Annotated in this window: 25 protein-coding genes, 1 tRNA gene, 1 pseudogene, 1 CRISPR repeat array and 1 riboswitch; of the genes and pseudogenes, 12 read left to right on the forward strand and 15 right to left on the reverse strand. The window is 46.2% G+C overall.

Translation table 11 applies throughout. From position 1 onward, the window contains the following. Positions 1–8: 8 nt before the first annotated feature. Genes CELL2_RS06365 through amrA form a run of 8 tightly spaced genes read right to left on the reverse strand, consistent with a single transcriptional unit; the run spans position 9 to position 5,133 of the window. Positions 9–557, reverse strand: a complete 549-nt coding sequence (locus CELL2_RS06365) for an HD domain-containing protein (protein ID WP_012896413.1) — start codon at positions 555–557, stop codon at positions 9–11. Continuing rightward, complete coding sequence (gene radC / locus CELL2_RS06370) at positions 554–1,222, reverse strand: DNA repair protein RadC (RefSeq protein WP_038034593.1); 669 nt, start codon at positions 1,220–1,222, stop codon at positions 554–556. The genes CELL2_RS06365 and radC overlap by 4 nt, the downstream gene beginning before the upstream one ends. Beyond that, positions 1,149–1,763 carry a Maf family nucleotide pyrophosphatase gene (locus tag CELL2_RS06375; RefSeq protein ID WP_010865361.1) on the reverse strand — a complete coding sequence of 205 codons (615 nt, stop codon included), beginning with the start codon at positions 1,761–1,763 and terminating at the stop codon, positions 1,149–1,151. Before CELL2_RS06375 ends, radC begins: the two co-directional genes overlap by 74 nt. After that, a complete protein-coding gene (locus CELL2_RS06380; RefSeq protein ID WP_004081957.1) occupies positions 1,687–2,232 on the reverse strand; it encodes a Gx transporter family protein in 546 nt (181 codons plus the stop codon). Before CELL2_RS06380 ends, CELL2_RS06375 begins: the two co-directional genes overlap by 77 nt. Further along, positions 2,229–2,579: a NusG domain II-containing protein gene (locus tag CELL2_RS06385; RefSeq protein ID WP_038034680.1), complete on the reverse strand. Its 351-nt coding sequence runs from the start codon at positions 2,577–2,579 to the stop codon at positions 2,229–2,231. The genes CELL2_RS06380 and CELL2_RS06385 overlap by 4 nt, the downstream gene beginning before the upstream one ends. Positions 2,580–2,584: 5 nt before the next feature. Beyond that, positions 2,585–3,634 carry an FAD:protein FMN transferase gene (locus CELL2_RS06390; protein WP_004081951.1) on the reverse strand — a complete coding sequence of 350 codons (1,050 nt, stop codon included), beginning with the start codon at positions 3,632–3,634 and terminating at the stop codon, positions 2,585–2,587. After that, positions 3,601–4,596, reverse strand: coding sequence for an AmmeMemoRadiSam system radical SAM enzyme (amrS, locus tag CELL2_RS06395; RefSeq protein ID WP_004081949.1), 996 nt, complete (start codon positions 4,594–4,596; stop codon positions 3,601–3,603). Before amrS ends, CELL2_RS06390 begins: the two co-directional genes overlap by 34 nt. 12 nt (positions 4,597–4,608) lie before the next feature. Further along, positions 4,609–5,133, reverse strand: coding sequence for an AmmeMemoRadiSam system protein A (gene amrA, locus CELL2_RS06400; protein WP_004081947.1), 525 nt, complete (start codon positions 5,131–5,133; stop codon positions 4,609–4,611). A gap of 76 nt (positions 5,134–5,209) precedes the next feature. Between amrA and CELL2_RS06405 the strand changes: the two genes are divergently transcribed. After that, positions 5,210–6,100 (forward strand): DUF1385 domain-containing protein, encoded by an 891-nt coding sequence (locus tag CELL2_RS06405; RefSeq protein ID WP_004081944.1) that lies wholly within the window; start codon positions 5,210–5,212, stop codon positions 6,098–6,100. On the opposite strand, the gene CELL2_RS06410 is transcribed toward CELL2_RS06405, so the two are convergent. The 3 genes from CELL2_RS06410 to CELL2_RS06420 are packed head-to-tail and all read right to left on the reverse strand — an operon-like array spanning position 5,996 to position 10,075. Then, a complete protein-coding gene (locus CELL2_RS06410) occupies positions 5,996–6,871 on the reverse strand; it encodes a glycosyltransferase family 4 protein (RefSeq protein ID WP_038034586.1) in 876 nt (291 codons plus the stop codon). The two genes, CELL2_RS06405 and CELL2_RS06410, sit on opposite strands and share 105 nt — an antisense overlap. Continuing rightward, complete coding sequence (locus tag CELL2_RS06415; RefSeq protein WP_011943746.1) at positions 6,852–8,669, reverse strand: nucleoside-diphosphate sugar epimerase/dehydratase; 1,818 nt, start codon at positions 8,667–8,669, stop codon at positions 6,852–6,854. The genes CELL2_RS06410 and CELL2_RS06415 overlap by 20 nt, the downstream gene beginning before the upstream one ends. After that, positions 8,663–10,075, reverse strand: coding sequence for an HD domain-containing protein (locus CELL2_RS06420; protein WP_012311013.1), 1,413 nt, complete (start codon positions 10,073–10,075; stop codon positions 8,663–8,665). Before CELL2_RS06420 ends, CELL2_RS06415 begins: the two co-directional genes overlap by 7 nt. Positions 10,076–10,153: 78 nt before the next feature. Between CELL2_RS06420 and recJ the strand changes: the two genes are divergently transcribed. The 10 genes from recJ (at position 10,154) to CELL2_RS06470 (ending at position 19,086) form a co-directional block, all read left to right on the forward strand. After that, positions 10,154–13,021 (forward strand): single-stranded-DNA-specific exonuclease RecJ, encoded by a 2,868-nt coding sequence (gene recJ, locus CELL2_RS06425; RefSeq protein ID WP_038034580.1) that lies wholly within the window; start codon positions 10,154–10,156, stop codon positions 13,019–13,021. Then, complete coding sequence (locus CELL2_RS09145; RefSeq protein ID WP_128080960.1) at positions 12,982–13,638, forward strand: RuvX/YqgF family protein; 657 nt, start codon at positions 12,982–12,984, stop codon at positions 13,636–13,638. The genes recJ and CELL2_RS09145 overlap by 40 nt, the downstream gene beginning before the upstream one ends. After that, positions 13,629–13,704: transfer RNA gene (locus CELL2_RS06435), tRNA-Arg, on the forward strand. The genes CELL2_RS09145 and CELL2_RS06435 overlap by 10 nt, the downstream gene beginning before the upstream one ends. Positions 13,705–13,769: 65 nt before the next feature. Beyond that, positions 13,770–14,780 carry a rod shape-determining protein gene (locus CELL2_RS06440; protein ID WP_004081933.1) on the forward strand — a complete coding sequence of 337 codons (1,011 nt, stop codon included), beginning with the start codon at positions 13,770–13,772 and terminating at the stop codon, positions 14,778–14,780. Between the two features lie 4 nt (positions 14,781–14,784). After that, the gene (gene flgF / locus CELL2_RS06445) at positions 14,785–15,534 is read left to right on the forward strand and encodes a flagellar basal-body rod protein FlgF (RefSeq protein ID WP_011943750.1); all 750 of its coding nucleotides are present in this window, start codon (positions 14,785–14,787) and stop codon (positions 15,532–15,534) included. Between the two features lie 17 nt (positions 15,535–15,551). Continuing rightward, positions 15,552–16,337 carry a flagellar basal-body rod protein FlgG gene (gene flgG / locus CELL2_RS06450; RefSeq protein ID WP_012311011.1) on the forward strand — a complete coding sequence of 262 codons (786 nt, stop codon included), beginning with the start codon at positions 15,552–15,554 and terminating at the stop codon, positions 16,335–16,337. A gap of 6 nt (positions 16,338–16,343) precedes the next feature. Continuing rightward, the gene (flgA, locus tag CELL2_RS06455; protein ID WP_038034576.1) at positions 16,344–17,204 is read left to right on the forward strand and encodes a flagellar basal body P-ring formation chaperone FlgA; all 861 of its coding nucleotides are present in this window, start codon (positions 16,344–16,346) and stop codon (positions 17,202–17,204) included. Beyond that, on the forward strand, positions 17,201–17,800 hold the full coding sequence (locus tag CELL2_RS06460) for a flagellar basal body L-ring protein FlgH (protein WP_011943752.1): 600 nt from the start codon (positions 17,201–17,203) through the stop codon (positions 17,798–17,800). The genes flgA and CELL2_RS06460 overlap by 4 nt, the downstream gene beginning before the upstream one ends. A 10-nt stretch (positions 17,801–17,810) precedes the next feature. Further along, complete coding sequence (locus CELL2_RS06465; RefSeq protein WP_011943753.1) at positions 17,811–18,806, forward strand: flagellar basal body P-ring protein FlgI; 996 nt, start codon at positions 17,811–17,813, stop codon at positions 18,804–18,806. Positions 18,807–18,816: 10 nt separating this feature from the next. Further along, positions 18,817–19,086: a rod-binding protein gene (locus tag CELL2_RS06470; protein WP_011943754.1), complete on the forward strand. Its 270-nt coding sequence runs from the start codon at positions 18,817–18,819 to the stop codon at positions 19,084–19,086. Here CELL2_RS06470 and CELL2_RS06475 read toward each other — a convergent pair. The 4 genes and pseudogenes from CELL2_RS06475 to CELL2_RS09155 form a co-directional block, all read right to left on the reverse strand. Further along, positions 19,074–20,399: a B12-binding domain-containing radical SAM protein gene (locus CELL2_RS06475; RefSeq protein WP_038034575.1), complete on the reverse strand. Its 1,326-nt coding sequence runs from the start codon at positions 20,397–20,399 to the stop codon at positions 19,074–19,076. The genes CELL2_RS06470 and CELL2_RS06475 overlap by 13 nt on opposite strands. Before the next feature lie 52 nt (positions 20,400–20,451). Then, positions 20,452–20,745: pseudogene (locus tag CELL2_RS09150) on the reverse strand (ferritin family protein); the annotation flags it as partial. Between the two features lie 105 nt (positions 20,746–20,850). Beyond that, complete coding sequence (locus CELL2_RS06480) at positions 20,851–21,675, reverse strand: endoglucanase (RefSeq protein ID WP_038034573.1); 825 nt, start codon at positions 21,673–21,675, stop codon at positions 20,851–20,853. Continuing rightward, positions 21,672–22,448 carry an endoglucanase gene (locus CELL2_RS09155; protein ID WP_081952600.1) on the reverse strand — a complete coding sequence of 259 codons (777 nt, stop codon included), beginning with the start codon at positions 22,446–22,448 and terminating at the stop codon, positions 21,672–21,674. Before CELL2_RS09155 ends, CELL2_RS06480 begins: the two co-directional genes overlap by 4 nt. 202 nt (positions 22,449–22,650) lie before the next feature. Continuing rightward, positions 22,651–23,019: direct repeats of the CRISPR family, unit length 30 nt; unit sequence GTTTCCATACCTCTAAGGAACTATTGAAAC. A gap of 659 nt (positions 23,020–23,678) precedes the next feature. Then, positions 23,679–23,857: riboswitch (Lysine riboswitch) on the forward strand. A gap of 87 nt (positions 23,858–23,944) precedes the next feature. Here CELL2_RS09155 and CELL2_RS06500 point away from each other — a divergent pair. After that, positions 23,945–24,922, forward strand: a complete 978-nt coding sequence (locus tag CELL2_RS06500) for an aspartate-semialdehyde dehydrogenase (protein ID WP_012311110.1) — start codon at positions 23,945–23,947, stop codon at positions 24,920–24,922. The last annotated feature ends 4 nt before the right edge of the window (positions 24,923–24,926 follow it).

Below are 24,926 nucleotides of genomic sequence, written 5' to 3' on the forward strand. Positions count from 1 at the left end.
AAATCACCTCACAAACCGAGTTCAGAAGCGATCGTTTTCATCGCCTCGAGAGAAATTTCTAAGAATTTCTCAAGCGAGAGCCCAAAGTTTTCGCAGGTTTTCATCTGTTCCCTGCTCGCTCCCTTCGCAAAGGCCTTTTCCTTGAATCTCCTCAGCAGAAAATCCACATCGATAACATCCAGTTTCTTCTCTGGTCTGATCAGTGCGGCCGCTACTATAAAACCAGTGGTTGGATCCACCGCATACAAAGCCTTCTCCATCAAAGTTTCTGGAGTTTTCTTTTCACAGTGGGCCAGAATAGCGTTGAGAACGTCTTCGGGTACGTCCTCATTTTTCAGGATTTCCAGGGTCTTCAAGCCATGTTCCTCGGGTTTATCTTTGGTGTAGTCGTAATCCAGATCGTGAAGAAGTCCGGCAAGACCCCATTTTTCTTCGTCCTCGTTGAATTCCCTCGCAAGAGCTCTCATAACAGCTTCCGCTGCAAGACAGTGCTTCACAAGATTTTTCGTTTTAACGTGGGTTTTCAACAACTCCATTGCCCTTTCCCTGCTGATCAAAGTTCTCCCTCCTCCCTGAAGCTGAAATATCCTCGTCTCGATACAATGACGTGATCCACAAGACTCACCCCAAGGATTTCTCCCGCTTGTTTCAATCTTTCCGTGATCAAACGATCTTCTTTGCTGGGAGTGGGATCACCAGAAGGATGGTTGTGAACGACGATCACTCCAGATGCATTAGCCCTGATAGCCGTCCGAAACACGTCCCGCGGATGTATCAAACTCCTGTCAGAAGTTCCAACAGTGAGTGTGTTTTCTCCTATAACGTTGAGCTTCGTATCGAGACAGATCACCTTCACAATTTCCCTCTCAAGATACACCATTTCCTGGCAGTACCTGTAAACTTTCACGGAAGAGTCCAGCTTCTCCGGTATCCTTTCCAGTTCTCTGTGAAGTCTTTTTCCAAGCTCCAGAGCAGCTTTCAAGGTGATGGCCTTGACCATACCGACCCCTTCGACCGAAGCTATCTCTTCGAGACCTGCGTTCGAGAGTTTTATCAACGAGCCGTCAAACCTTTCAAGAAGATCCTTTGAAAGTTCGAGAACGTGTTTTCCCTTCTTTCCAGTTCTCAACACTATGGCGACGAGTTCTTCAACCGAAAGCGACTCTGGCCCCGCCTTTATCATCCTCTCTCTTGGAAGCAACCTTCCACCATCCCTTTTCATAGAGGTACTGCCAGACCATTCCAAGAGGAAATCCCACCACAGTAAAGAAATCTCCTTCTATTTTTTCAACGAAGACGGCCGCGAAATCCTGTATCCCATAAGCCCCCGCTTTGTCGAGAGGTCTGTATTTCTCAACGTAGTAATCGATCACACTCTCTGGAAGTTCTCTGAACCTGACCTTCGTTGAAGAAACGATCACGTCTTTTGTTTCACTGGAGACGAACGCCACCCCCGTGTAAACCACGTGCCATTTTCCAGAAAGCTTCTTCAGCATACCTTTCGCTTCTTCCAGAGACTCCGGCTTTCCCAGTATGTTACCATCCAAAACCACCACCGTATCGGATCCAATGACGAGTATTTCCTCTTCCTTCCTCTTTTTGAACACCCACTCCGCTTTTCTCAACGAGAGTTCTCTAACGGTCTCTTCGGGACTTTCAAGAAATTCCTCTTCAACATCAGGCTTTTCAACTTCGAACTCTATCCCCAGCAACTCCATCAGTTGCCTTCTTCTGGGCGAAGAAGAAGCGAGAATAATTCTCAAACACTATCCCTCCCATCCTGCTTGCCAGGAAGGCGTTGACTGTTCCCGAAACAAGACCGAGTATCACCATCAAAGGAAAGAGTAAGAAGGTCTTCGTGCTTCCAACCAGAAAAGATATGACGATGAGCTGAACAAGGTTGTTCACAAAAGATCCCATTGCACTCAAGCTCAAGTAACCAAAATCGAACCGGGCCAGAAACGATTCCACCAGGGAAGCGGAAACGGCACCGAAGAATCCGGTTAGAAAAGATGGAGAAAGAAACCTGCCGGAAAAGAGAGCACCCAAAATGCTCTTTGCAGATGCGACGATCAGAGCATCTCCAAAACCAATTTCCGAAGCTATCATGAGGACTACCGAGTTGGAGAATCCCCATCTTCCAAACGGTACCGGAAAAGGGAGCAAGTTCTCCAGGACATAAAAAGTAGAAGAAAGAGCCGTCAAAACAGAAAGAAATGTGATTCTCCTCACCAGGTCACGGTATCGTAATCTGTCTTTTCTTCGAAGAATATTATCACCTCGTTTGGCACACAGATGATGGTCCCTCCTGGACCAACCCATCCCGTTTTCACACACAGTTTCAAAGGACAGGTTGACTCGACGACTCTGACCCTGTTCCCATGGAATTCCACCTTCATGAGGAATCTTCCGTTCTCTGTTATGTCGTACGTTCCTGGTTTCGACAGAATCTTTCTGAAATCTCTTCCTTGAACCACAACTTTACTTCCTTTTTTCTCCGAAGCGAGTATTGAAAAGATAAGGACAACAAAGATCAAAATGATCAGCATCACATCTTTTTTTCTGAAGAAGCTCCTCACCTTTTTCACTCTCTTTCGAACAGCTTGAAGGTCTCAGACCTTTCGATCGCTCCTCCTTCAAGAACTATCAGCAGATGAGCTCCCATATTTGGAAAATCGAGCACCACTTTTCTCCAGTCTTTTCCGGCCATCACAAAGCCCGCTGTGGAGAGTGCGTCGGCTGTGGTGGCATCTTCGGCTATGATCGTTACGCTCCACACACCACGAGCAGGATACCCTGTTGAAGGATCGAGAATATGATGATACCTGACACCGTCCACAACGAAATATCTTTCGTAATCACCGGAAGTCGCAACCGCTCCAGATTTCAGATAGATGTAATCTATCACATCGTCTCCCCTGGGATCTTTTACTCCTATCACCCACGGATACTTTCCGAACTTTGGCCCGATGATACGAACATCTCCACCTGCTTCGACAAACCCCGTTGCGTTCTCATCAAAAGAGAGTGCTATCTGTCTGGCCCTGTCGAGGGCGTATCCCTTCGCTATACCACCAAGATCGATCTTCACACCGTTTTTAACCATCACTCTCATGTTCTTATCGTCGAAGAGAACGTTTTTATACCCGGTATGCTTCAGAGCCTCTTCGATCTCTTCCCGAGAAGGTACCCTGAGATTTTCGTAGTTTCCGGTAAACCCCCAGAGTTCGAGAAGCCTTCCTACTGTCGGATCAAACGCTCCATCTGTGAGCTCTGCGAACGCGCAGGCCGCTTTGATCAAACTGTAAGTCTCTTCGTCCACCTCGACCCATTCGTTGGGATGATCGTTTATCTTTTTCACAACACTTCTTTCATCCGTGAAAGAAAACTTGTAGGTGATTCTCTTCATGTCTTCCAGAATGGCTTCTGCGATCGTTCTGGGATTTATCTTCTGAGAGGAAACGACTATCCTCACACTCGTTCCGAGAGCGAAATCTCTGAGCTCATAATACTGATCTTTCGTTCGGATGAGGAGTAAAGCCAAGAGAATCGCAAGAGAACCTAGAAGAAGTGAAGAAAAGATGATGACGTTTCTTCTGGTTACCCGATGATCGTTGCTATCTGACGGCCACATTTTGTGCACTTCCCTTCTTCATCCAGTCCCACTTTTTCCACTTCATATCCCTGTCTTCTGATCACAAGATTTCCGCAATCCGGGCAGAAAGTGCTCTCGTATCTTTCGTCCCACACGTTACCGAGGTAGACGAAATTTAAATACTCTCTGGCCATCTCGTATATCTCGATGAGCTCTTCTATCGGCGTTGGAGGTATGGTGTACTTGTAATTTGGAAAGTAGCGGCTTATATGAAGAGGGATGTCTTTGTCCAGATCAGCGATCCACTCGAATTCTCTCCTCAGGTCTTCTTTGTCGTCGTTCTTTCCCGGAATTATCAGCGTGGTGAGCTCAACGTGAATTCCTGCGTTGTAAACCTTCTCTATGTTTCTGAGGACCACGTCCAAATCTCCCCCGATCTCCCTGTAGAAATCTCTGTTGAATCCCTTGAGATCTATGTTCATCGCATGCACGGACTGAAAGAGGAGTTCCAGAGGTTCTTCGTTTATAAAACCGTTGGTCACAAGAACGCAGTACATACCTTCTCTCACAGCCACACGAGACGTGTCGAGAACGAACTCGTACCAGACAAGAGGCTCGTTGTATGTGAAAGCGATTCCTTTTGAGTTTCTGTTCATCTGGGCTATCTTGACAAGCTGTTCTGGAGTGACTCTTTTGGTTTCTGGCTTTGCTTGCGAAATCTCCCAGTTCTGACAGAAACCGCACTTGAAATTACAGCCGAAAGTTCCCACAGAGAATATCTGCTCACCAGGATTGAAGTGGAAAAGCGGTTTCTTTTCTATGGGATCCATAGCGATTGCTGTTACTTCACCGTAGTTCAGACTCACCAGAGAGCCGTTTTTGTTCTTTCTCACACCGCACAACCCAATTTGTCCGTTATCGAGCACACATTCATGCGGACACAGAAGGCACTTAACTTTTCCATTCTCAAGAATTTCAAAGTGCAAAGCCATCCTTTCCATGTCCCATCCTCCTCATTTGTAGCGTTCAACTGTGAACCTGTAAATCTCCACATCGTCGTCCCACTCAGGGATTCCGGCTTTCAGCTTCGCTATTCTGAGCTGTTCTTCGACCGTATCCACACCTTCTATGTCAGGAAGAAGGAGCCCTCTCCTCCAGCCCTTAACTACTATCACACCGTATTTTTTCGGGTCGAGCTCGGAGATATCCCTCACCGGTTCAGGAGGACTGAGAATGTCCACGTGCACAACGATATCGTCGAGTTCATCGGGCGAGACCGGAGGAAACCTTGGGTCCTGAGTGGCAGCCGCGATGGCGTTATCTCTTATCTCAAGAGCGAGATTCGGCTTTGTGGGAAGATAGGTTCCTATACAGCCCCTCAGAGAACCGTCCGTTTTGTGAAGAGTCACAAAAGCCCCTGCTCTTCTTTTGAAGAGCTCTTCAGGAACACTTTCATCGGGTTCGATCACTTTTCCATATCTCACGTAATTCTCTATGACCCTTATTGCCCATTTCACGTAAGGATGCTCGCCTATCATGTTCCCACCACCTGTAACAATTATAGCACCTGTTGTATCATAGAATTTGAGAGATCGAGAAAGGAGAGGATAGAACGTGAAAGCAGGTGGTCAAGCGGTAATAGAAGGAGTGCTTATGATCGCAAGAAAGGTTTCCCTTGCTGTCAGAAATCCAGATGGGAACATCGAAGTCAGGGAACTCGGGAAAGTAAAGTTTCCAGGTTGGGCGAAGATACCTTTCTTGAGAGGTTTTTATTCGCTTTTTGTTTCTCTCTACTTTGGAATAAAAGCCCTCAATCTTTCCTCCGAAATCTCTTCCGGTGAAAAACTGAAGGAAAGCGAGAAATTCTTTTCTCTCATCACAGCTGTTGGACTTGCCGTTGGTCTTTTTGTGGTAGTACCTATTTTTCTGACCAATTTCCTGGTGACGAAAAAAGGAGAGTTTCTCTATTCGCTTGTTGAAGGATTCATAAGGGTTGGACTCTTTCTCCTCTACGTCTGGATCATCTCACTGTTCAAGGATGTAAAACGCGTGTTTCAGTACCACGGTGCGGAACATATGACAATTCACGCTTACGAACATGGAGAGGAACTCACACCGGAAAATGTGAGAAAATATTCGACGATACATCCAAGATGCGGGACCAACTTTTTGATGATCTTTTTAATAGTGGCCATCCTTCTTCTCAGTCTGGTCGGTGTCGTTGTGGAGATGAACACCTGGACGAGGATCGTTTCAAGGCTCGTTCTTCTTCCCTTCGCAGCGGGGATTTCTTACGAACTCCTGAAAGTCATAGCCTTCTTCAATGGAAAGGGACTGGTGAAGCTTCTCTATCTTCCAGGGTACCTTCTTCAATACCTGACCACGGCAAAACCAGATGACTCACAGCTTGAGGTTGCCATCACCGCGCTGAAGTACGCAGTAGGTGAAGAGAAGGACACAACAGAGGACAACGTAAAGGAGGATGAGGTAGAACTTCTGGGATAGTCCAAGAAGATTGAACATCAGTGAAAAGGAAACGAGGATCAAAAGTGTTTTCCATTTTCCTATCTTTCTGGAAAACACGTGGTGAGTATGTTTCTCATCCGGAGAGAACGGGTTTTTCTTTACAACCAATCTTCTCACAAAACTGAACACAATCTCGTAGAACGGAAATCCAAGGAAAAGCGTGGCGTATCCGAGATCTCCCTCGAAGAAAACCACCGATGACGTGGAGAGGTAAGCTCCAAGAAGAAACGAACCACTGTTCCCCAGAAAAACCTTTGCGTCTGGAAGGTTCCATGGAAGAAAACCGATTATCGAAAACGCAAGAGACCTTTCTCCAATCATGAGCGAAGAAAATAGAGATATTCCGCTCAAAAGGCCGTCCAATCCATCGACTACGTTGAACGCGTTAACCATACCGACAAACCAGATCACGAAAAAGACAGGATGTATCCTCGCTCCAAAGATACTGACCTCTATGGTCACAGCGGTAGAGAACCAGACAGCAACCAGAGTGGTCACAGCGAGTTTGATTCTGTAGGAGAGGTCGAAAAGATCATCCAGAAGTCCAAGAAGAAACAGGGGAATCGAAAAGAGAAAAAAGGGATTGTCTCTTTCGAAGATGAGAAGCGTCAGGAATATGGAAACACCACCGACCGGCGGAACCGCTCTCCCGTGGGATTTTCTGGAGTCGGGATGATCGAGAAATCCCGTCTTCTTCGCAAAAACAGACAGCACCGAAGTCAGGAAGAAACTAATTATCGCTTCCCACATTTATTTGTGCCTCCGGGACTAATTTTTTCATTTCGGTGAGAAGTCCTTTTACGTCGCTGTTTTCGAAGGCTTCTTTCATTCTGTTGATTGCCTGTTCTACGCTCTCTTTCCCTGGAAGAACGGATGTCTTCACTCTGAAGATTTTCGAGTGTGGAGTCAACTCTTTCATCTCGTAAGGGTAGAGCAACTCTTCGTACATCTTCTCCCCCGGCCTGATTCCGGTGAAAACTATCTTTATGTCCTGGTAAGGGGTGTACCCAGAGAGCATGATCATGGTTTCCACAAGCTTCAGGATGGGTATCTGCTCTCCCATGTCGAGAATGAAGAGGTCCTTTCCGGAAGAGAAGAGAAGGGACTGGAGAATGAGGGAGACGGCCTCAGGTATGGACATGAAGTAGCGCTTCATTCGTGGATCCGTCACCGTTACAGGCCCACCTTTTTCTATCTGACGGCGAAATTTTTCCACTACGCTTCCCCTGCTTCCAAGAACGTTTCCAAACCTCACGATCGAGAAATTCGTGCTGTTTTTTTCTCTCGAAAGGATGTAGAGTTCCGCTATCCTCTTGGTGAGGCCCATCACAGAAGTGGGATTCACCGCTTTGTCTGTCGAGATGAAAACAAAATACTTAACACCGAGCCTTTCGGAGAGTTCCACGAGATTCATCGTTCCCAGAACGTTCACTCTGAAAGCCTCAAGCGGATTTTCCTCCATCAAAGGAACGTGCTTGTGTGCTGCCACGTGGAAGATCACGTCCGGCCTCAGCTGGGTCAACCAGTGTTCCATTATCTTTCTGTCGGCAACATCCGCTATGATCCTTTTTTTCTTCACCTCCGGAAAGTGTTCGGTGAGAAACTCGTTTATGAGATATATACTGTTTTCTCCGTGGCCCAGAAGAAAGATCTCCGCTGGATTCATCCTGGCTATTTGCTTGCAAAGCTCAGAACCGATACTGCCTCCTGCTCCGGTCACAAGAATTTTCTTCCCTTTCAAGAATTTTCCTATTTCATGAAAATCCACCTTCACTTCTTCGCGACCCAGAAGATCTTCTATGGATATTTCCTTCAGATGGGAGATCCTGACACGTCCTTCTATCAGCTCTCTCACACTGGGGAGGGTCTTTACTCTGACCTTTTTCAAATCGATGCTTTTGAGAATTCGTTCCATCTCAGCTCTGGAAGCTGAAGGTATAGCTATCACGATTTCGTCCACGTTCATTTTCTCCACGAATTCCATTGTTTTCTCTATTGGTCCAAAAACCGGAACTCCCCTCACCTTTCGACCGATCTTTCTGGGAGAATCGTCCACGAAGGCCACTATTTTTCCTAAATGGGGGTGTTTCTCAAATTCTTCGAGAATAGAGACTCCCGCATCTCCTGCCCCTATGACCAGTATTCTCTTCTCCCCTGAGGTTTTTCTTAGCCTGTTCACAGTCAGCCACTGCCATGTGATCCTGCTCAGCACAAGAAGGGCCATCGAACCAAGAAAGGTGGCAAACCCCACGGATCTGGGAAGAACTATTCCCCTGTAAACATAAAAAAACGCAAGGTTGGAAAGATAAGAGATAACGCTTCCTCTTATGAGAATGAGAAAGTCTCTGGCATTAGCGTATTCCCACACGATGGAATAGTTTCCGTTCAGAATGTAGACAACAGCCGAGACAGCGGTGTATACGATCACGGATTCGTCATAACGGCTCATTTCCTGAAAGTCAAAACCAAACCTCGAAAAGAGCGCCACTACACCCGCAAAGTACGTCAGAGCCACGTCGATTACAAAAAGGAGTGCCTTTCTTACCATCTTGTGATCACCCTTCTCCCATCCTCCGGTATAACTCCGTACTTGAAGAGTACCTCACGCACATCCTCGGTTACGTACACCCTCACGATCTGAATCATGTTGCTCACCATCAACCTGTATGCAGGGTATTTCTTCACGTACTCGTCCACTGTGAGAATCTCATCATGTTTGGGGTCGTAAAGGAAGACGTTGTTCTGGAGAAATTCATCGGGATGAAAGATGGTGAGTTTGTACGGTGTGTCGATCCTGAAGAATTTCTCTTTGTTATCGCGAATCTCTTCGAGAATGCTTTTGTCTGAATCCTCTACGTTAACACTGGACAACACACGGTCTATGTTTTCGACGATCTTATCGATCAGGTTTCTGGCTGCAGACAGGCTGAGTTCAGATGGATCAAACCCTTCAGCGGAGAAAGGACGCTCAACCACCATCTTCCACAGATCGCGATTTTTGAACCGCTCCACGAGTTTCTTCGTTTCACTGTCCCCCTTCAGTTCGAGTTCTCTGAGAATGGAATAATCCGTCAATTCGAGGAATTCGTCGAGATCTTTCAAGCGCTCTTCCAAATCGAGAATCTCACAGGCCTTTGAGAGTATCTCCTGAATCATGAGATCGGCAGCACGGGACGTTTTGTGGAAATACACATTTTTGTACATCATGAATCGGCTGAACAGTATCGAATATATGTTGTCAACCACCTTCACGTGGTAACAGAGTATCTCTTTTCCATCTACCTCTTTGACAAGGGAATTCCTCAGCACCCTGTCCACGTTCATCGGAGCAAAATGCCCCACTCCGCTGTAGTAAGAGTCCCTCAGCAGAAAGTCGAGTCTGTCGGCTCCCAGCGGTCCCTGGATGATGTTGAAATCCACACTCCCCGTTTCCTCTCCTCTGTATACCTCAACTACCCTTTTTGCTATCTCCTGAAAGGCGTCTTCCAGGGAAACCTCTCCCACCGATTCTCTTATATCTTCGATTACTGCTTGTTTCAATCTTTCGTTGTATGAGTTGAAAACCCTCATCATCTCTTCAGGAAGCTTTTCCGTTATGAGTTTGTTTCTGAACTCATCGTGACCATCCTCGTAACCGTATCTTTTGAAAACCACATCGTCGAACTGGTGACTGAACGGACCGTGTCCAACGTCGTGCAGCAAAGCGGCAAGACGCACTATCCTTATTCGATCGCTTTCTTTGAAAAGATTCCTCGCGTACAATCCGGCAACGTGCATGGTTCCCAATGAGTGTGCAAAGCGTGTGTGAGTCGCGCCGGGATACACGACGGTCGCCCCTGCCAACTGCGAAAGAAAGCGAAGCCTCTGAACCACTTTCGTGTCGGTGGCTAGTATTTCCAGTGGATAGAGATATATTTCCGAATGCACAGGATCCCTTGAAACCTTTTTAAACACGCTATCACCACCCTTCTGTTAAATTGTATCACTCGGAAATATGGTAAAATTACTAAAAAAGAAAAGGAGAAGCGGAGGATGAAAAAGTGGGAACTTTCACAGCCTGATGAGAAGGCTGTGTCAGAGATTTCTCAGTATTTTGGTCTCAATGAAATTGCATCGAGAATACTCGTGAACAGAGGCTTCACCACCAGAGAAGCGGTAGAGGCTTTCCTGTTCATCAATGAATCCCACCAGCACAATCCCTTTCTCTTCAACGATATGGAAAAAGCGGTTGAAACCCTGCTTGAAGCCCGGTCCAGGAACGAGCTCGTTCTGATTCACGGAGACTACGATGTGGATGGGATAACTTCCACCGTTATATTGAAGGAATTTCTCGAAGAGAACGGCTGGCGCGTTGATGTTTATATTCCACACCGTATCGAAGAGGGATACGGTATTCAGCTGGAAAACATCTTGACTTTTAAAGAGAACAACGTTTCCTGTCTTGTAACGGTTGACTGCGGAATAACCGCACTGGATTCGGTCGCTCTTGCGAAAAAATTCGGAATGAAAGTGATCATCACAGACCACCACGAGGTGAACGGTGACCTCCCCCCCGCCGATGCCATTGTGAACCCGAAAGTACCTGGAGAGAACTACCCATTCAGAGATCTTGCGGGTGTCGGTGTAACCTACAAACTCGTCCAGGCCATTTCTGAGGCGATCAATTATCCCCATCCCGAGAGATTTTTGGAGCTGGTAGCTCTTGGAACGGTCGCTGATATGGTCTCCCTCCTTGACGAAAACAGATACTTCGTGAAAAAAGGAATAGAACTGCTTTCAAACACAAAACGCGTGGGCTTAAAGAGGCTTCTGGAAAGACTTGGCCTGAAGAACCTCACATCGCACGATATCAGTTACAAAATAGCTCCCCGTCTCAACGCCGCTGGCCGTATGGGCAGTGCCAACGACGCCTTCAATTTACTGATAATGAACGATCCAGCGAAAGCGGACGGTGTTGTGGATAGGTTGATGGAGCTGAACAGCATCAGAAGGAAAACAGAATGGGCGATATACAAAGAAGCAATTGAAATAATCGAGACAAACGATCTGTGGAAAGATCCCGTCATAGTCGTTGCAAAAGAAAACTGGCACGTGGGAGTCATCGGCATAGTCGCTGCCAAACTGGCAAATCGTTATGAAAAAACCGTTGCAGTCGTCTCTCTGGACGAGAAGATAGCGAAAGGTTCCATAAGGAGCTACAACGGTTATGACATAATGAACATTTTCAACGAAGATATTCTCAAAATATTCGAGGAGATAGGTGGCCATTCTTCAGCGGTTGGTTTCTCCTTGAAAAGAGACCAACTGGAATCGTTCAGGGAATACATCAGAAACATTTCTCTGGAGGGACGAGAAGAGAAGGTGATCGTTGATGCTGAAGTCAGAATGGAAGATATTGATGATCGCTTCATTGAAGATATAAAAAAACTCATGCCCTTCGGTCAGGGAAATCCGGAACCTGTTCTTCTCTTCAAAGACGTACTGATAGAAAAGATTCATTTCTTTGGAGAAGACGGTAGCAACGTGTTCCTTCACCTGAAAAACGGCGAAAAGAACCTGGAAGTTGTGGGATACAATTTCAAGAACCTCTCGAGTTCTCTCTCTACATTACCAGTAACTCCCACCAGAGGAGACGTTGTGGTGAATCTACGTCCCATGGGAAATGGAATTTCTTACTATCTTGTCTCGCTGGATGTAAAGCCTATTCTTTCTGTAAAAAACAGAGAAGTGAGTCATATACTGAGTAGACCTAAAGAAGAAAAAACACTGATAAAAGTACCTTACCCATCAAAAACAAAGCTTCTGCTGTCCATAAAGGAAGAGCTTCAGGGAAAACTGGCGATCGTTTCTTTAACGAACGCCACGACTCAAAACATTCTGGGGTGCCTTTCGAGGTACTACACCTCCAAAAACTTGGGATTTGTAAATTCTACCTTTTCCAAGGAAGAAGAAAGCGATATTGTCCTCTTCACCCTTGCAGGTTTTCTGAAGAAACACCGTCTGGATGATTTTGAAGTATTTGTGGTGAACGAGTTCCAAGATTTTCTGGCGCATCGCGACAGCGAACTGGTCAAAAACTTCCTGGACATAGTCGACAAACACCCAGGAAAATTCATCTTCGTTGCCTCGATAGAACACCCAGAGCTGGAAGAGTTTCTGAAAAAGGAAAAATACGATGTCGTTGAGCTGAGAACCGACGAACCGGAGAAATTTCTGTTCTCCGATCAGAGAAATTCTTTCGACTTAGGTTCTCTTGTGGACGCTCACAGTTTCGCGGTGGTTGTTTCTGAGAAAAAACTCATACCAGATCTTTATCGGAAGATTGGCAAAGATGCGGTCGTTTACTACACAAGCATGGATGTGGAAAAGAAAATAAAGGCAATCAGCTTGATGGAGAGCGGTTCTGCTCGAAAAGCGATCATCACAAGCAACACCGATGGGCTTCCGACCCACATAAAAGGCGATATCTTCTTTTACGACTTCCCACTCAGCATTTACGAAATAGTGGATCTTTTGAGAAGAAAATCGGTGGTTAACCTCTGCTACTCTTCCTCCGACATTGAAAAGCGTCGATACGAGCTCAACAAGCTGTTTCCGGATCGTGAAAAGCTAAAAGAAATAGCGATCACAGCGATGAATCTGAAAGACAAAGAAAAACTGGAGAAGATTTTGGAGAGCGAGTACGATCTGAGCAGTGCCACTTTGAGAAAGATTTACCTGGACCTTCTGGAAGAATCCGGGTTCAACTTCGATAGATGGAGTTTTTCGGAAGATGAAAGGATACCTTGGAGATTGCTTGAGAGAGAGCTCGAAATAGCCCAGTTCGAAAGGACGGTTTCCGTTCTTTCAAAGGATCTGAAGTGGATATTCAACTTTTTCAAGGATACGGTGGTAAAGTGATAGTCGCTGTGGATTACGGAGAAAGGAAATGTGGAGTCGCATTCGGAGAAATTCTCCCTCAAAAAAGTCTTGTTATACCCACAAAGAACCTGAAGGAATTCATCAGAAAGCTGAAACCTGATAAAATAATCTTTGGATTACCTCTTTCGATGAGTGGAAAATACACTCAGCAGACGTTCAAAACAATCGCAGTTGCCTTCAAATTTTCAAAAGAGTACGAGACATATCTCTGTGACGAAAGACTCACCACGAAAATAGGAGAAAGGATCTCGAAAAAAGATGACGCCGTGAGCGCTGCTCTGATTTTTCAGTCTTTCTTCGAGAATTCCTCGGTATGTGAAAAAGTCACAGATCCAAGAAAAAAAGTCGATCTGACTCTGGAAAAAGTCACTGGAGAAGTTCTCCTGTACGAGTTCCCGGATCCTTCTTTGAACATCGAAGCAAGAGAAGTTGATGTGGTCACGAAAAATCCGGTTCTTGCTTATTTCTACAGTAAAAATGGATACTTCGTTGAAAGAGAACTTCGGGAAAAGAAGTACGACCTGATCATTTCTGGAAAAAACTGCGAAGAGTTGAATAAATACCTGAAAGAAAACGGTAGACTGGTGTGCCTGTAGCTCAACGGATAGAGCGCTGGACTCCGGATCCAGAGGTTGCGGGTTCGAGTCCCGCCAGGCACACCAGATTTTTTTAATTTCTAGGAAAAGTACATTTTGAAGAAGAAATATCATGACGAGGAGGTTTTAAAATGCCAAGAGGTGACATCGGAATAGATCTTGGAACAGCATCCATAATCGTTTACAAGAGAGGAGAAGGAATTGTTCTGCACGAACCTTCTGTCGTTGCGATCTCAGAAAAAACCGGGGAAATCGTCGCCATAGGAGAAGAAGCGAAGAAGATGCTCGGTAAAACTCCAGAAGGCCTCAAAGCGATAAGACCCATGAAAGACGGTGTGATAGCGGACTACAGAATGATCGAAGCGATAATAAGAAACTTTCTGAAGAAAATCATAGGAAGGTTCAGCTTCGTGAAACCTTCTCTCATCATAGGTGTTCCCACGAAAATAACAGAGGTAGAAAAGAGAGCGGTGTTCGAAGCCGGTTTGAACGCTGGTGCCAGAAGGGTTCACATCGTTTCCGAGCCGATCGCAGCTGCGATAGGTGCCGGAATAGATGTGATGGCTTCAGAGGGAAACATGGTGGTGGATATCGGAGGAGGAACCACGGATATAGCGGTCATCAGTCTCGGCGGCACGGTGGTGGGAGAGTCCGTGAGAATGGCTGGAGACGCGATGGACGAAGCCATCGTGAAGTTCATAAGGAAAAAATACGGTCTCATTATCGGAGAATCCACCGCTGAAGAGATCAAGAAAAGAATAGGAAAAACACATCCCGCTTTCGAAAACTACGAAATAGAAATAAAGGGAAGAGATGTGGTGACGGGTCTTCCGAGAACAGACCGCGTGAGCTCGGAAGACGTGAGAGAAGCGATCGAACCCATCATTTTTGCGCTTCTTACAAAGCTCAAGAACGTCTTGGAAAGAACACCACCAGAACTCTCTGCCGATATCATAAACAACGGCATTCGTCTGACCGGCGGTGGTGCACTGCTCAGAGGGCTGGACAGAACTATATACGATGAAATACACGTGAAGACGATTGTGGCAGACGACCCCATAACCTGCGTCGCAAGAGGAACGGGGATTCTCCTCGAAGATGAGAAACTCCTGAAAACCGTGTGTGAAACCTATTCGAGGTGATGTTATGACGAGGGGCATATACAACGCCGCGATGGGAATGCTTGTAGATATGGCCAAACTCGATAGAATCGCCAACGATCTGGCAAACGTTGACACTGCAGGCTACAAACAGGACCGGGAAGCCTTCAGGGCCTACCTGAGACGAGAGGTGTTCAGGCAAGAACCAGATCCGGTGGAGAGCAGAACGAAAAAAGTGCCGATCGGTCCTCTGGAGTACGCTACCGTTCTCGACGAGGTCAGAACAGATCTCTCCCAGGGTCCCGTTGAGAAAACAGACGTTCCTTACCACCTCGCGATAAATGGAGAAGGATTCTTCAGAATAGAATTCAACGGCGGAGAGTACTACACAAGAAACGGGGAATTCACTGTGAACAGCGAGGGATACATCGTTACGAATTACGGAGGCTATCTCCTCGATGAAAACGGTGAAAGAGTCAGATTCTTCGATGATTTCACCGTGGACGAAGAGGGCTACGTGAGAGACGCATATGGAAACATTGTCACCAGGATCGGTGTGTACAATCTGGAAAACCCAGAAAAATTTGGAAACACACTCTTCACAGGTGAAAACCCATCACCTTCGGAGAACTTTAGGATTATGCAGGGATACGTAGAAAAATCAAATGTGGATGCCCTGAAAGCCATGGTGGATATGATCTCAGCGATGAGACACTACGAGTTATCGCAGAGAGCTGTGACAGTGAACGACGAACTAAACGGAAAGCTGATCAATTCACTCGCCAGTCTGAAATGAACCGGAGGTGTTGAGCAATGATGATATCGCTTTACTCTGCGGCAACGGGGATGTCAGCACAGCAGTTCAAACTTGATACCATAGCGAACAACCTTGCCAATGTGGACACAACAGGCTACAAAAAAGTGAGGGCAGAGTTCCAGGATCTTCTCTATCAGTACGTGAAGAACGCTGGAACTCCAACCGCCGCGACGTCATCCCTTCCAACAGGACTCTACGTGGGTCACGGGGTGAGAACGGCAGCGACGACGCGCATCTTCACCTTGGGTAACTTCGAGCAAACGGGAAACGCGCTTGATCTTGCGATAGCCGGAGACGGATTTTTCCAGATCCAGCTTCAGGACGGTAGAATCGCTTACACAAGAGACGGAAGCTTCAAGATTGACAGCGAAGGAAGAATAGTCACTTCCAACGGACTTCTTCTGGTACCGGAAATCACCATACCTGAGAACGCCGTCTCGATAAACGTTTCTCCCGATGGAATCGTCTCCGCCGAACTCCAGGATGGTACGATACAGGAACTTGGAACGATCACCCTTGTGAGATTCGTGAACCCATCTGGTTTGAAATCCATAGGAGACAACCTCTATATCGCAACTCCAGCCTCTGGAGACCCCATCGAGGGTGTTCCAGGACAGGACGGCTTCGGTGCTATAAAGCAAGGCTTTCTGGAGAAGTCCAACGTTGATGTGGTGCGGGAAATGGTGGACATGATCACAGCACAGAGGGCCTACGAATTCAATTCTCGAGTTATACAGACAGCCGATGAGATGCTCAGAACAGCCACGAACGTGAAGAGATGATGAGTTATGAAGGTCCTTTTGGTTCTGATGGTGCTCATCTCCTCCTTCCTCTTCTCTGAAACTCTGACGTTGAAGGAAACGCTCCTGGCTTCGCCAGGAGTTCTTTTCTTAGATGACATCACAATCGAAAAGGTAGAATCTGAAAAGAGCCTGATGATTCTCCTGCCCGGGCTCGAATATCTCGTGACCAGAGATCTCCTCAGAACAAAATTTCCAGAGTACGATTTCACAGGTCCAGAAAGCGTGAGAATAACTGTGGAAGGATCCAGCAGTCTCAAAAACACTGTTTTCGAAGAGATAGGAAAGAAAGCGGAAACAGAAGACTTCGAAGCCTTCGTGGTGAAGACCTTTGGAACTCTGCCGGAGAAATTTGAACCTCAAACGATCAGAGTAACGAAAATCTCGAAAAATCTCTTCAGCGTCTTTCTGAGGTTTCCGGAAACATACGTGACCCTCAACATGTTGCTACGCAAAGAAAGGAATGTGGTGGTTCTGAAGAGAAATATAAATGTGGGCGATGTGATAAAGGAAGAAGACGTGAGACTGGAAAAGAAAAACGTGTTCGAGATCTATGGAGAGCCGTTCTTCGACGTTTCAGAGGTGGTCGGAAAGATATCCAGAAGATACCTGAAAGAGGGAACCGTTCTGACTGCGGACATGGTGAAAGATCCCCCCGACGTGGTGAAAGGCCAGGTGGTTCCAGCTTACGTGGACATGGGCAGCATAAAGGTAACAACGTTCGTTGAGGTTTTGGAAAACGGCTATCTCGGTGAAACGGTGAGGGCGATGAACGTAGAGAGCAGAAAATACGTCTTTGGAAGAGTTGAGAGAGGACCTGTATTGAGAATTCTGGAGGTGGTAGAGTGAAAAAGATATCAATCGTGCTGTTGATCGTTTTCGTAACAAGCATTTTCCCCTTCTCAATTTGGAACTCTGCGGGCGAATCCGAGTACAAAAATCTCCTTTCCATACAGAAAGCCTCGAAGGTTGGAGACATCCTCACCATCGTGATCCGGGAAAGCAACAACGTGTCTTCGGAGAGGGAAAGTCTCGAGATCCAGAAAACCCTTTTGAACATCTTGGGAAACGTTGTGAACGCAGCCGCAGGTGTCAACCTCAACAACTTCATTCCTATAAACAACAACTCTCCTGAGAGACAGCGCGGTGGAAAGGTGCAGTCTTCCGTCGTGGCGAAGATCTCGGCAGTGGTCGTCGACATCGATCCCTACGGTAACCTCGTGGTGGAGGGAAGAAAAACGATAAAGGTGGACAAGGACTATCAGGAAATCATCGTGAAAGGAAAAGTGAGGCCAGACGACATAGAGATAGGAAACGAGGTGGATTCCTCCAAGCTTGCAGATTCCGAGATATGGGTGAACGGGAAACTCGTTTTCAGCGAGGAACCCGGAAAAGAGAGTTTCTTCGACAAGATACTCGCGTTCTTAGCAGGACTCTTCACATGAGGTGATGAACATGAAGAAGAGATTGGCCGTTTTGCTGGTCATAGTTCTGACGATAACCTTTTCGTTCTCTGTGACCACAAGGATAAAAGACATAGCGTTCTTTAGAGGTGCCCGTGACAACCAGCTCTTTGGAATAGGACTCGTTGTTGGTCTCAACGGAACGGGAGATTCCGGTAACGTGAACTCTCCTCTTCTTCTCGAAATGATGAAAAAGTTCGGTGTTCAGGTTTCGGAAAACGACCTGAAGTCCAAGAACACAGCACTTGTGATGGTCCTCGCAGACATTCCTCCTTTTGCCAAAGAAGGTATGAGAATAGACTGTGTAGTCGCTTCCATAGCCGATGCGAAATCACTTGCAGGTGGATATCTCCTCCAGACACCTCTCTACGGTGCCGATGGAAAGGTGTACGCCGTAGCGCAGGGTTCCGTGATCATCGGAGGAGAAGACGTAAAGCTCTCTTCCAATCTCCAAAAGAGGTACAGAGTGGTTGGCTATCTTCCAGAGGGTGCCATCGTGGAAAGGGACATTCCATCCGACATGCTCGATGGAGACAGTGTGACGATCCTTCTGAGACAGCCGGACATCACCACCGCAGCCAGGGTGGCGAGGGCGATAAACGAGAAGTTCGAGATGGATCTCGCAAAGGCCATCGATCCATCCGCCATCAAATTGACCGTTCCCAACGCGTTCCAGGATGACCTCATCACGTTTCTTTCGCTTGTTGAAGAGATAGAAGTTCAGCCAGACGTTCCGGCAAGAATTGTGGTGAACGAAAGAACAGGAACCGTTCTGTTCGGAGGGGATGTGAAACTATCTGACTTTGTGATCTCCTACGGAAACTTCACGATAAGTGTGACCGGGGGAAAAATAGGAGATAAAGATGCCACAATCTCCAATCTCGTCAGCGCTCTCAAAGCAGCGGGTGCCACTCCTCAGGACATCATAGCCATTCTGCAGGTGATCTACGAATCGGGATACATTACAGGAGAACTCATAATCATGTGAGGTGAAAAGCGTGTTCGTCTACGGAGTTTCTTCTAATATAAAGAATCTGCGGGACGCGAGCATTGAATTCGTGAGTGATCTCTTCTACAGAATCTTCAAGGAGATGTACGAGTCGATTCCGAAGTACGATCTCGTACCTGAAACAACTGCCGAGAAGTGGTTCAAAGAAATGCTCCTTCAGGAGTATTCGAAACACGCCGCAGAGCAGAGCCCTCTGGCCGACATGGTTATGAAGAGTCTCGGTGGAAAGAAAATTTCCAGCCTTCCTCAGAGAGAGTAGGCTTCTCTATGAGAAAGCAGACGTACAAGGAACGGTATGCCCCGTCTGAATATCAGCCTCGGTGACGTGTAAACGGCGTAGTAGGCCTTTATAAAGAGTCTCCTCAGCTCCTTTGGTGAAAAATTCGGATGCTTGAAAACCAGGTGCGTCCCGTCGAATTTTCTCCAGTCTTTTTCAAAGATCAGGTGTTTTAGTTTTTCGAAAAGGACGGTGCCGGGATACGGTGTAAGAATGGAAAACTGAACGATGGAGGCCTTCAATTTTTTGGCTAATTTCACTGTTTTCTCTATGGTTTTCCTCGTGTCTTTCAGCGCTCCAATTACAAAACTTGCAAACACGTCTATCTTGTACTTCTTCAAAAGATTCATCACGTCGAAAGCTATATCTGATTTCAAATTCTTTCCGTATTCCTCGAGCACCTCATCGTTCGCACTCTCGAAACCTATGAAAAGCATTCTACAACCGGCCTTCGACATCGCTTCCACCATATCTTCTCGTCCCAGAAGTTCATCAGCCCTCGAAAACGCCCACCACTTGAAACGAAGGTCTTTCCTCATCATTTCCTCACACAGATTCACGACTCTTTTTGGATTTATCGTGAAGTTGTCATCGAAGAAGATGACAGATCCGTATCCCAACTTTTTCAAGATTTTCAGCTCATCTATCACGTTTTCGATACTTCTCCACCTGATTCTCCTTCCTATGAACTGAGAAGCACTGCAGAACTCGCAGTTGAAAGGACAGCCCCTTGAGGTGATCAGACTCGTCGCTCTCTCACCCGCGAATTTCGTTCTATAAAGATGGACTTTCTCTCTATCGGGGAACGGCAGATCGTCCAGATTCTCCAAAAATCGAGAAGGCAAAGCTATTACTTCTCCATCCTTCATGTAGGCAACACCGGGTATGAGAGGATATTTTTCACTGCTCGCTATGCTCTCTACAAGATCTGAAAAGGCTCTTTCTCCTTCTCCGAGCACGACGTAATCGCAGAGTCCCTTCTGAAGGATCTCATGGTAGCAGGCTGTCGTGTGGGGGCCTCCCATCACCACCGTTACGTTCTGCGCTTTAGCCTTCTCTGCGATCCTTTCCACAACGGGAAACCGCACAGTATCGGCAGATATCCCCACCACATCGTAATCTCTGAAATTGAACCTTTCCAGATCGAATTTCTCCACGTTCATGTCTATCAGAGCCACGCTGTGTCCTTTTCTCTTGAGGGAGGAACTGATGTACATGAGACCAAGGGGAGGATAGACGGCACCTAGTCTGTAGTAGTACCCACCGCTGTAGGGATTTATGAGGAGCACTCTCATGAGAATCACCTCCTTTGAGTTCATAGTAGAGAATTATGCTGTCTTTTTCAACAGATATGGCTATATCCAGAACCTCTTTCAAGGTTAGATCCTTTCTCCTTAAAATTTCACTCGTGTCAGGAAAAACTTCATAGAAAGCGTATCCCGCGAGATAAGAATCCACCTCATCCCAGTTTTCCTGATCTGATATCTTTCTAAAGATTTCCGCGTGAGCCCTTTCCTGATCGGCAAGCTCAAGGAAAGTCTTCTTTATCTCTCCATTAAAATGTTCTGATAGTTCCCTGTAGAATCTTTCGCCTTCCTCTTCCAGCCTGATGGCCACCGTCAGAATGTCACTTACTTTCATAGAATCACCTCATTGTTCTGATTTTCACACATTGCCTTGTGTATAAATTTGCCAAAAGAAAAAGGCAGGGAAGCCCCCCGCCTTTCTCGTTGGTGATTCTGTGCTTTATTTTACAACTTCGACGGAGAAGTCCCTGAAAGTCCAGCCGAATTTCGCCGTTGTTGTGTTCGGATCTCCAAACTCCGTTCCGATCTCCCAGACGCAGAAATACAGCTCTTCGAAATTGTCTATTCTCGTTGAGTGCTTTTTGACAACTTCCGCGGCTTTCTGAACGAAGTCCTTCACGTTGATTTTTACCTTTCCTTCTTTCATCGGTGTTGTCAGTCTGAAGGCAAGGTAATCCCATCCCCACGGTGCAAAGTAAACATCCCACTTTGTTTCCTGCTTCACGCCGTTTATCTCGACTGTTGTGGTGAACTCATCCACTTTCTGACCACCGGGCATCAGAACGTTGTTGTAGAACCAAACCATGATCTCCGCGTCACCCGAAGAAACAGAAGTCTGGTCGGGACTTTTCGTGATCCATGTCTCCATAGCAAGGTTGATAGGCAGGTTGTTTTCGTACCAGATCGAGTAATCAAGAGTCACGTAGAAATCCGGAAGATCTTTCACCCTCACAGGAAGAAATTCCACGCCGCTGTTGTGCCCCGCCCAGGGCTTGTAACCGTAGTAGATCTCCGGATATCCATGCACCCAGCTGTCTGGATTCTGAAGAACGATGTTGTACAAATCCGCATAGAACTCAACCTTTTCTCCATCGAATTTGAGCCACGTTTCTCCTTCATAGGATTTTACGTTCCAGAAGTTGAGCTCCATGGTGACTGGAAATCCGTTGAAAGAAATGTCTGTTGCACCAACGCTCGTGAGAACCACTTCAGAGGAAAAGAGCAGAGCGGAAAACACCACCATCAGGAGAACTGCCCACCTCATTCTCTCACCTCCAGATCAATAGAGAAATTTTCAAACTTCCACCCGAACTGCGCACTTTTTGTCTCCGGACTTCCAAACTCTGTTCCGATTTCCCAGACAGTGAAGTAAAGATCTTCAAAATCTTTCACTCGAGCAGAACTCGAAAGAGCTTTTCCGGCGGCATCGAGAAAATGCCTTACATCGAACTTCACCCTTCCCTTCTTCACGGGATCCTTCAAGCGGAAAGCGAGGTAGTCCCATCCCCACTCCGCGTGCCACAGTTCCCAGGTGCCTTCGACACTCTCTCCGTTCAGCACGAACGGGATCGTGAACTCTTCTATCTTTTCGCCTCCGGGTGTGAGATTGTTGAAATAGAACCAGACCATGATTTCAACATCGCCGATCGACGCTTCCGTCTGGTACTTTTCTCTTGTGAGCCATGTTTCCATGGCAAAGTTCAAAGGCAGAGACGGTTCGTGGTGAATATCGAAAGAAACTTCGACGGAAAATGATTTCATAGAGGAAACAGGTACTGGAAGTTTCGAACCTTCTGCTGTGTGATTTTCCCATGGTTTGTAACCGTAATAAAACTCGGGATAACCGAGAATATACCTTTCCGGTTCTTTCGGAGAAAGATTCTGAATGTCCGCGTCGAAAGTTATCTTTTCACCGTCGAATTTCATAGCTACAGAACCGGAGTATTCCTTTATGTTCCACAGATTCAGCTCCATGGAAAGGGGAATGCCATTCCATACAAAATCCGATGTTCCCGGTTTTGTCATCAGTACCACCATTATCACCTCCAGAAAACATCTTATTATGAAAATGTTTACATTCAAAATCTGAAAATTCGCAAATAGAACTAAATACACCCAAAAATAAAAAAACAGGGGTATTAATCCCTGCTTTTCTCTTTTTATCGGATTTTTGTTCTTGTACCTCTGAAGATGCATTGAAACTGATTCAATATCGTGGGCCACGACTACAGGGGGAAGCGTTTCCATACCTCATAAGGAAGTATTGAAACGAACAGGCAGTTGGTAGACCCCACAGAACGGCGCGTGTTTCCATACCTCTAAGGAACTATTGAAACTGTGCCATTTGCCAATTTCTGCACTTAGATCGAATCCGTTTCCATACCTCTAAGGAACTATTGAAACTCAGCGTGTTCTTCGTGTGTTTCAACTTTTCAACTAGTTTCCATACCTCTAAGGAACTATTGAAACTTGAAGTCTGGGTAGGAGAACCGTACGAAATAATCAGTTTCCATACCTCTAAGGAACTATTGAAACTGTGCCCCCACCATGTATAGCCACGAAATCTTCGTGACACCAGTTTCCATACCTCTAAGGAACTATTGAAACCCGTTGAGTTCAAGAGAAATTATACCACAAACACACTCTGAAAGCAAGATGTTTTTTGACCTTCCATATCCTTCCTTTCCATAAACCATTCTAACACACAAGAGAGCACCTTCAAGTACTGTTTGGAAAAATGGAATAATTGCATAGTCAAACAACGAAAGAACACAAGCAAAAAACAGAAGATAAATTATATCAACCTACGTCGGGGCATTTTGGGGTGTTTCTGGTAAAAATCGATTAGTTCCATGTTTCACAAATAGATGAAAGAAGGTATTCCTCAGTGTGTTAGAAGTTAACTACTAATTTCTCGAATTCAAAGCACTTACACGTCATCGATTACCACAAATTCTCTTCATATTGTCTCTTCATATCATCCATTATTCCTTTTTTAACGCATAGCTTCCGGTACCAGAAAGGCGCATGAAATTTTTCGTTACCGGTAATTGCATACTCTGTATCGTTCTTCCAGTGCCAGATACACACATCACCCACTTTGTGAATGATTGGAACTAACCTGGTTTGTATGCATAAAACATAATCAATTTTGATAAATAAATTTTTGTCTAACTTCAAATCCCTTATCGATTGTCACTTCAAAGTTAACCTTTCCTTAATTGTCTTCGGTTTGAAATACTGATACAATTAAGCTAAAATAGTCATTGACCCGACGGAGGCGCGCCCGAGATGAGTAGGCTGTCCCATCAGGGGAGGAATCGGGGACGGCTGAAAGGCGAGGGCGCCGAAGGGTGCAGAGTTCCTCCCGCTCTGCATGCCTGGGGGTATGGGGAATACCCATACCACTGTCACGGAGGTCTCTCCGTGGAGAGCCGATCGGGTCTGGAATCAGAAAAAGATTTCAGACCTGATTTGGCGTCTCTTCGGGGAGCGAAGAGACGCTTTTTTTATTAATTCAAGGAGGGATGAAGGTGAAAGTAGGAGTTGTTGGTGCCACGGGAGAAGTTGGAAGAACGATGGTAAAAGTACTCGAAGAATTCAACGTTCCCGTCACGGAGCTCAGGCTCTTCGCTTCGGAAAGATCTGTGGGTAAAGAAATTGAATTCAAAGGTGAGAAATTCAAGGTCGAGCTTCTCACGGAAGAATCGATGAAATGGAAGTGTGACTACCTCCTGTTTTCCGCGGGTGCCAGTGTTTCCAGAAAGTTCGCTCCCATCGCAGCCGAAAACGGAGTGACCGTGATAGATAACTCTTCTGCTTTCAGAATGGAGAAGGAAATACCCCTTGTGGTTCCGGAGGTAAACGCTCACCTTCTCAAGGGATACACAGGAATAATAGCAAATCCGAACTGTTCAACGATCCAGATGATCCTTTCCATCTACAAACTCCACGAAGTTTACGGAATAGAAGAGATCTTTGTGTCGACGTATCAGTCCGTCTCCGGCGCTGGTCATAAGGGGATAGAAGAACTCCTCGCTCAAGAAAGAGGAGAAAACGTGATGAAGGTCTTCCCAAAACCCATTCACAGAAACGTCATTCCTCTCATAGGTGATATACAGGAAAATCTTTTCTCTCAGGAAGAGATGAAGATGGTGAATGAAACAAGAAAAATTCTGAACGACTACTCGATAAGGGTGTATCCAACAACGGTGAGGGTGCCCGTTCTGTACGGACACTCTGAAGCGATCATGGTGAGATTCAAGAAACCCTACGAGTCTCTCGAAAAGGTAAGAGAAGTCATAGCTTCTGGAGAAGACGTGGTGGTGACGGACGATCTCATAACACCGGTGGATGTCGCAGGAAAGAACGAAACTTACGTTTGCCGACTCAGAGCGGCCGACGAAAGATCCATTCTTTTCTGGAACGTAGCGGACAACATCCGTGTGGGGGCTGCGACCAACGCCGTTAGAATTCTTCTGAAGCACGCTGAGATGAACGGAAAGGTGTGATAGT

The sequence above is a fragment of the Thermotoga sp. Cell2 genome, assembly GCF_000789375.1.
GTDB classification, from domain to species: domain Bacteria; phylum Thermotogota; class Thermotogae; order Thermotogales; family Thermotogaceae; genus Thermotoga; species Thermotoga petrophila.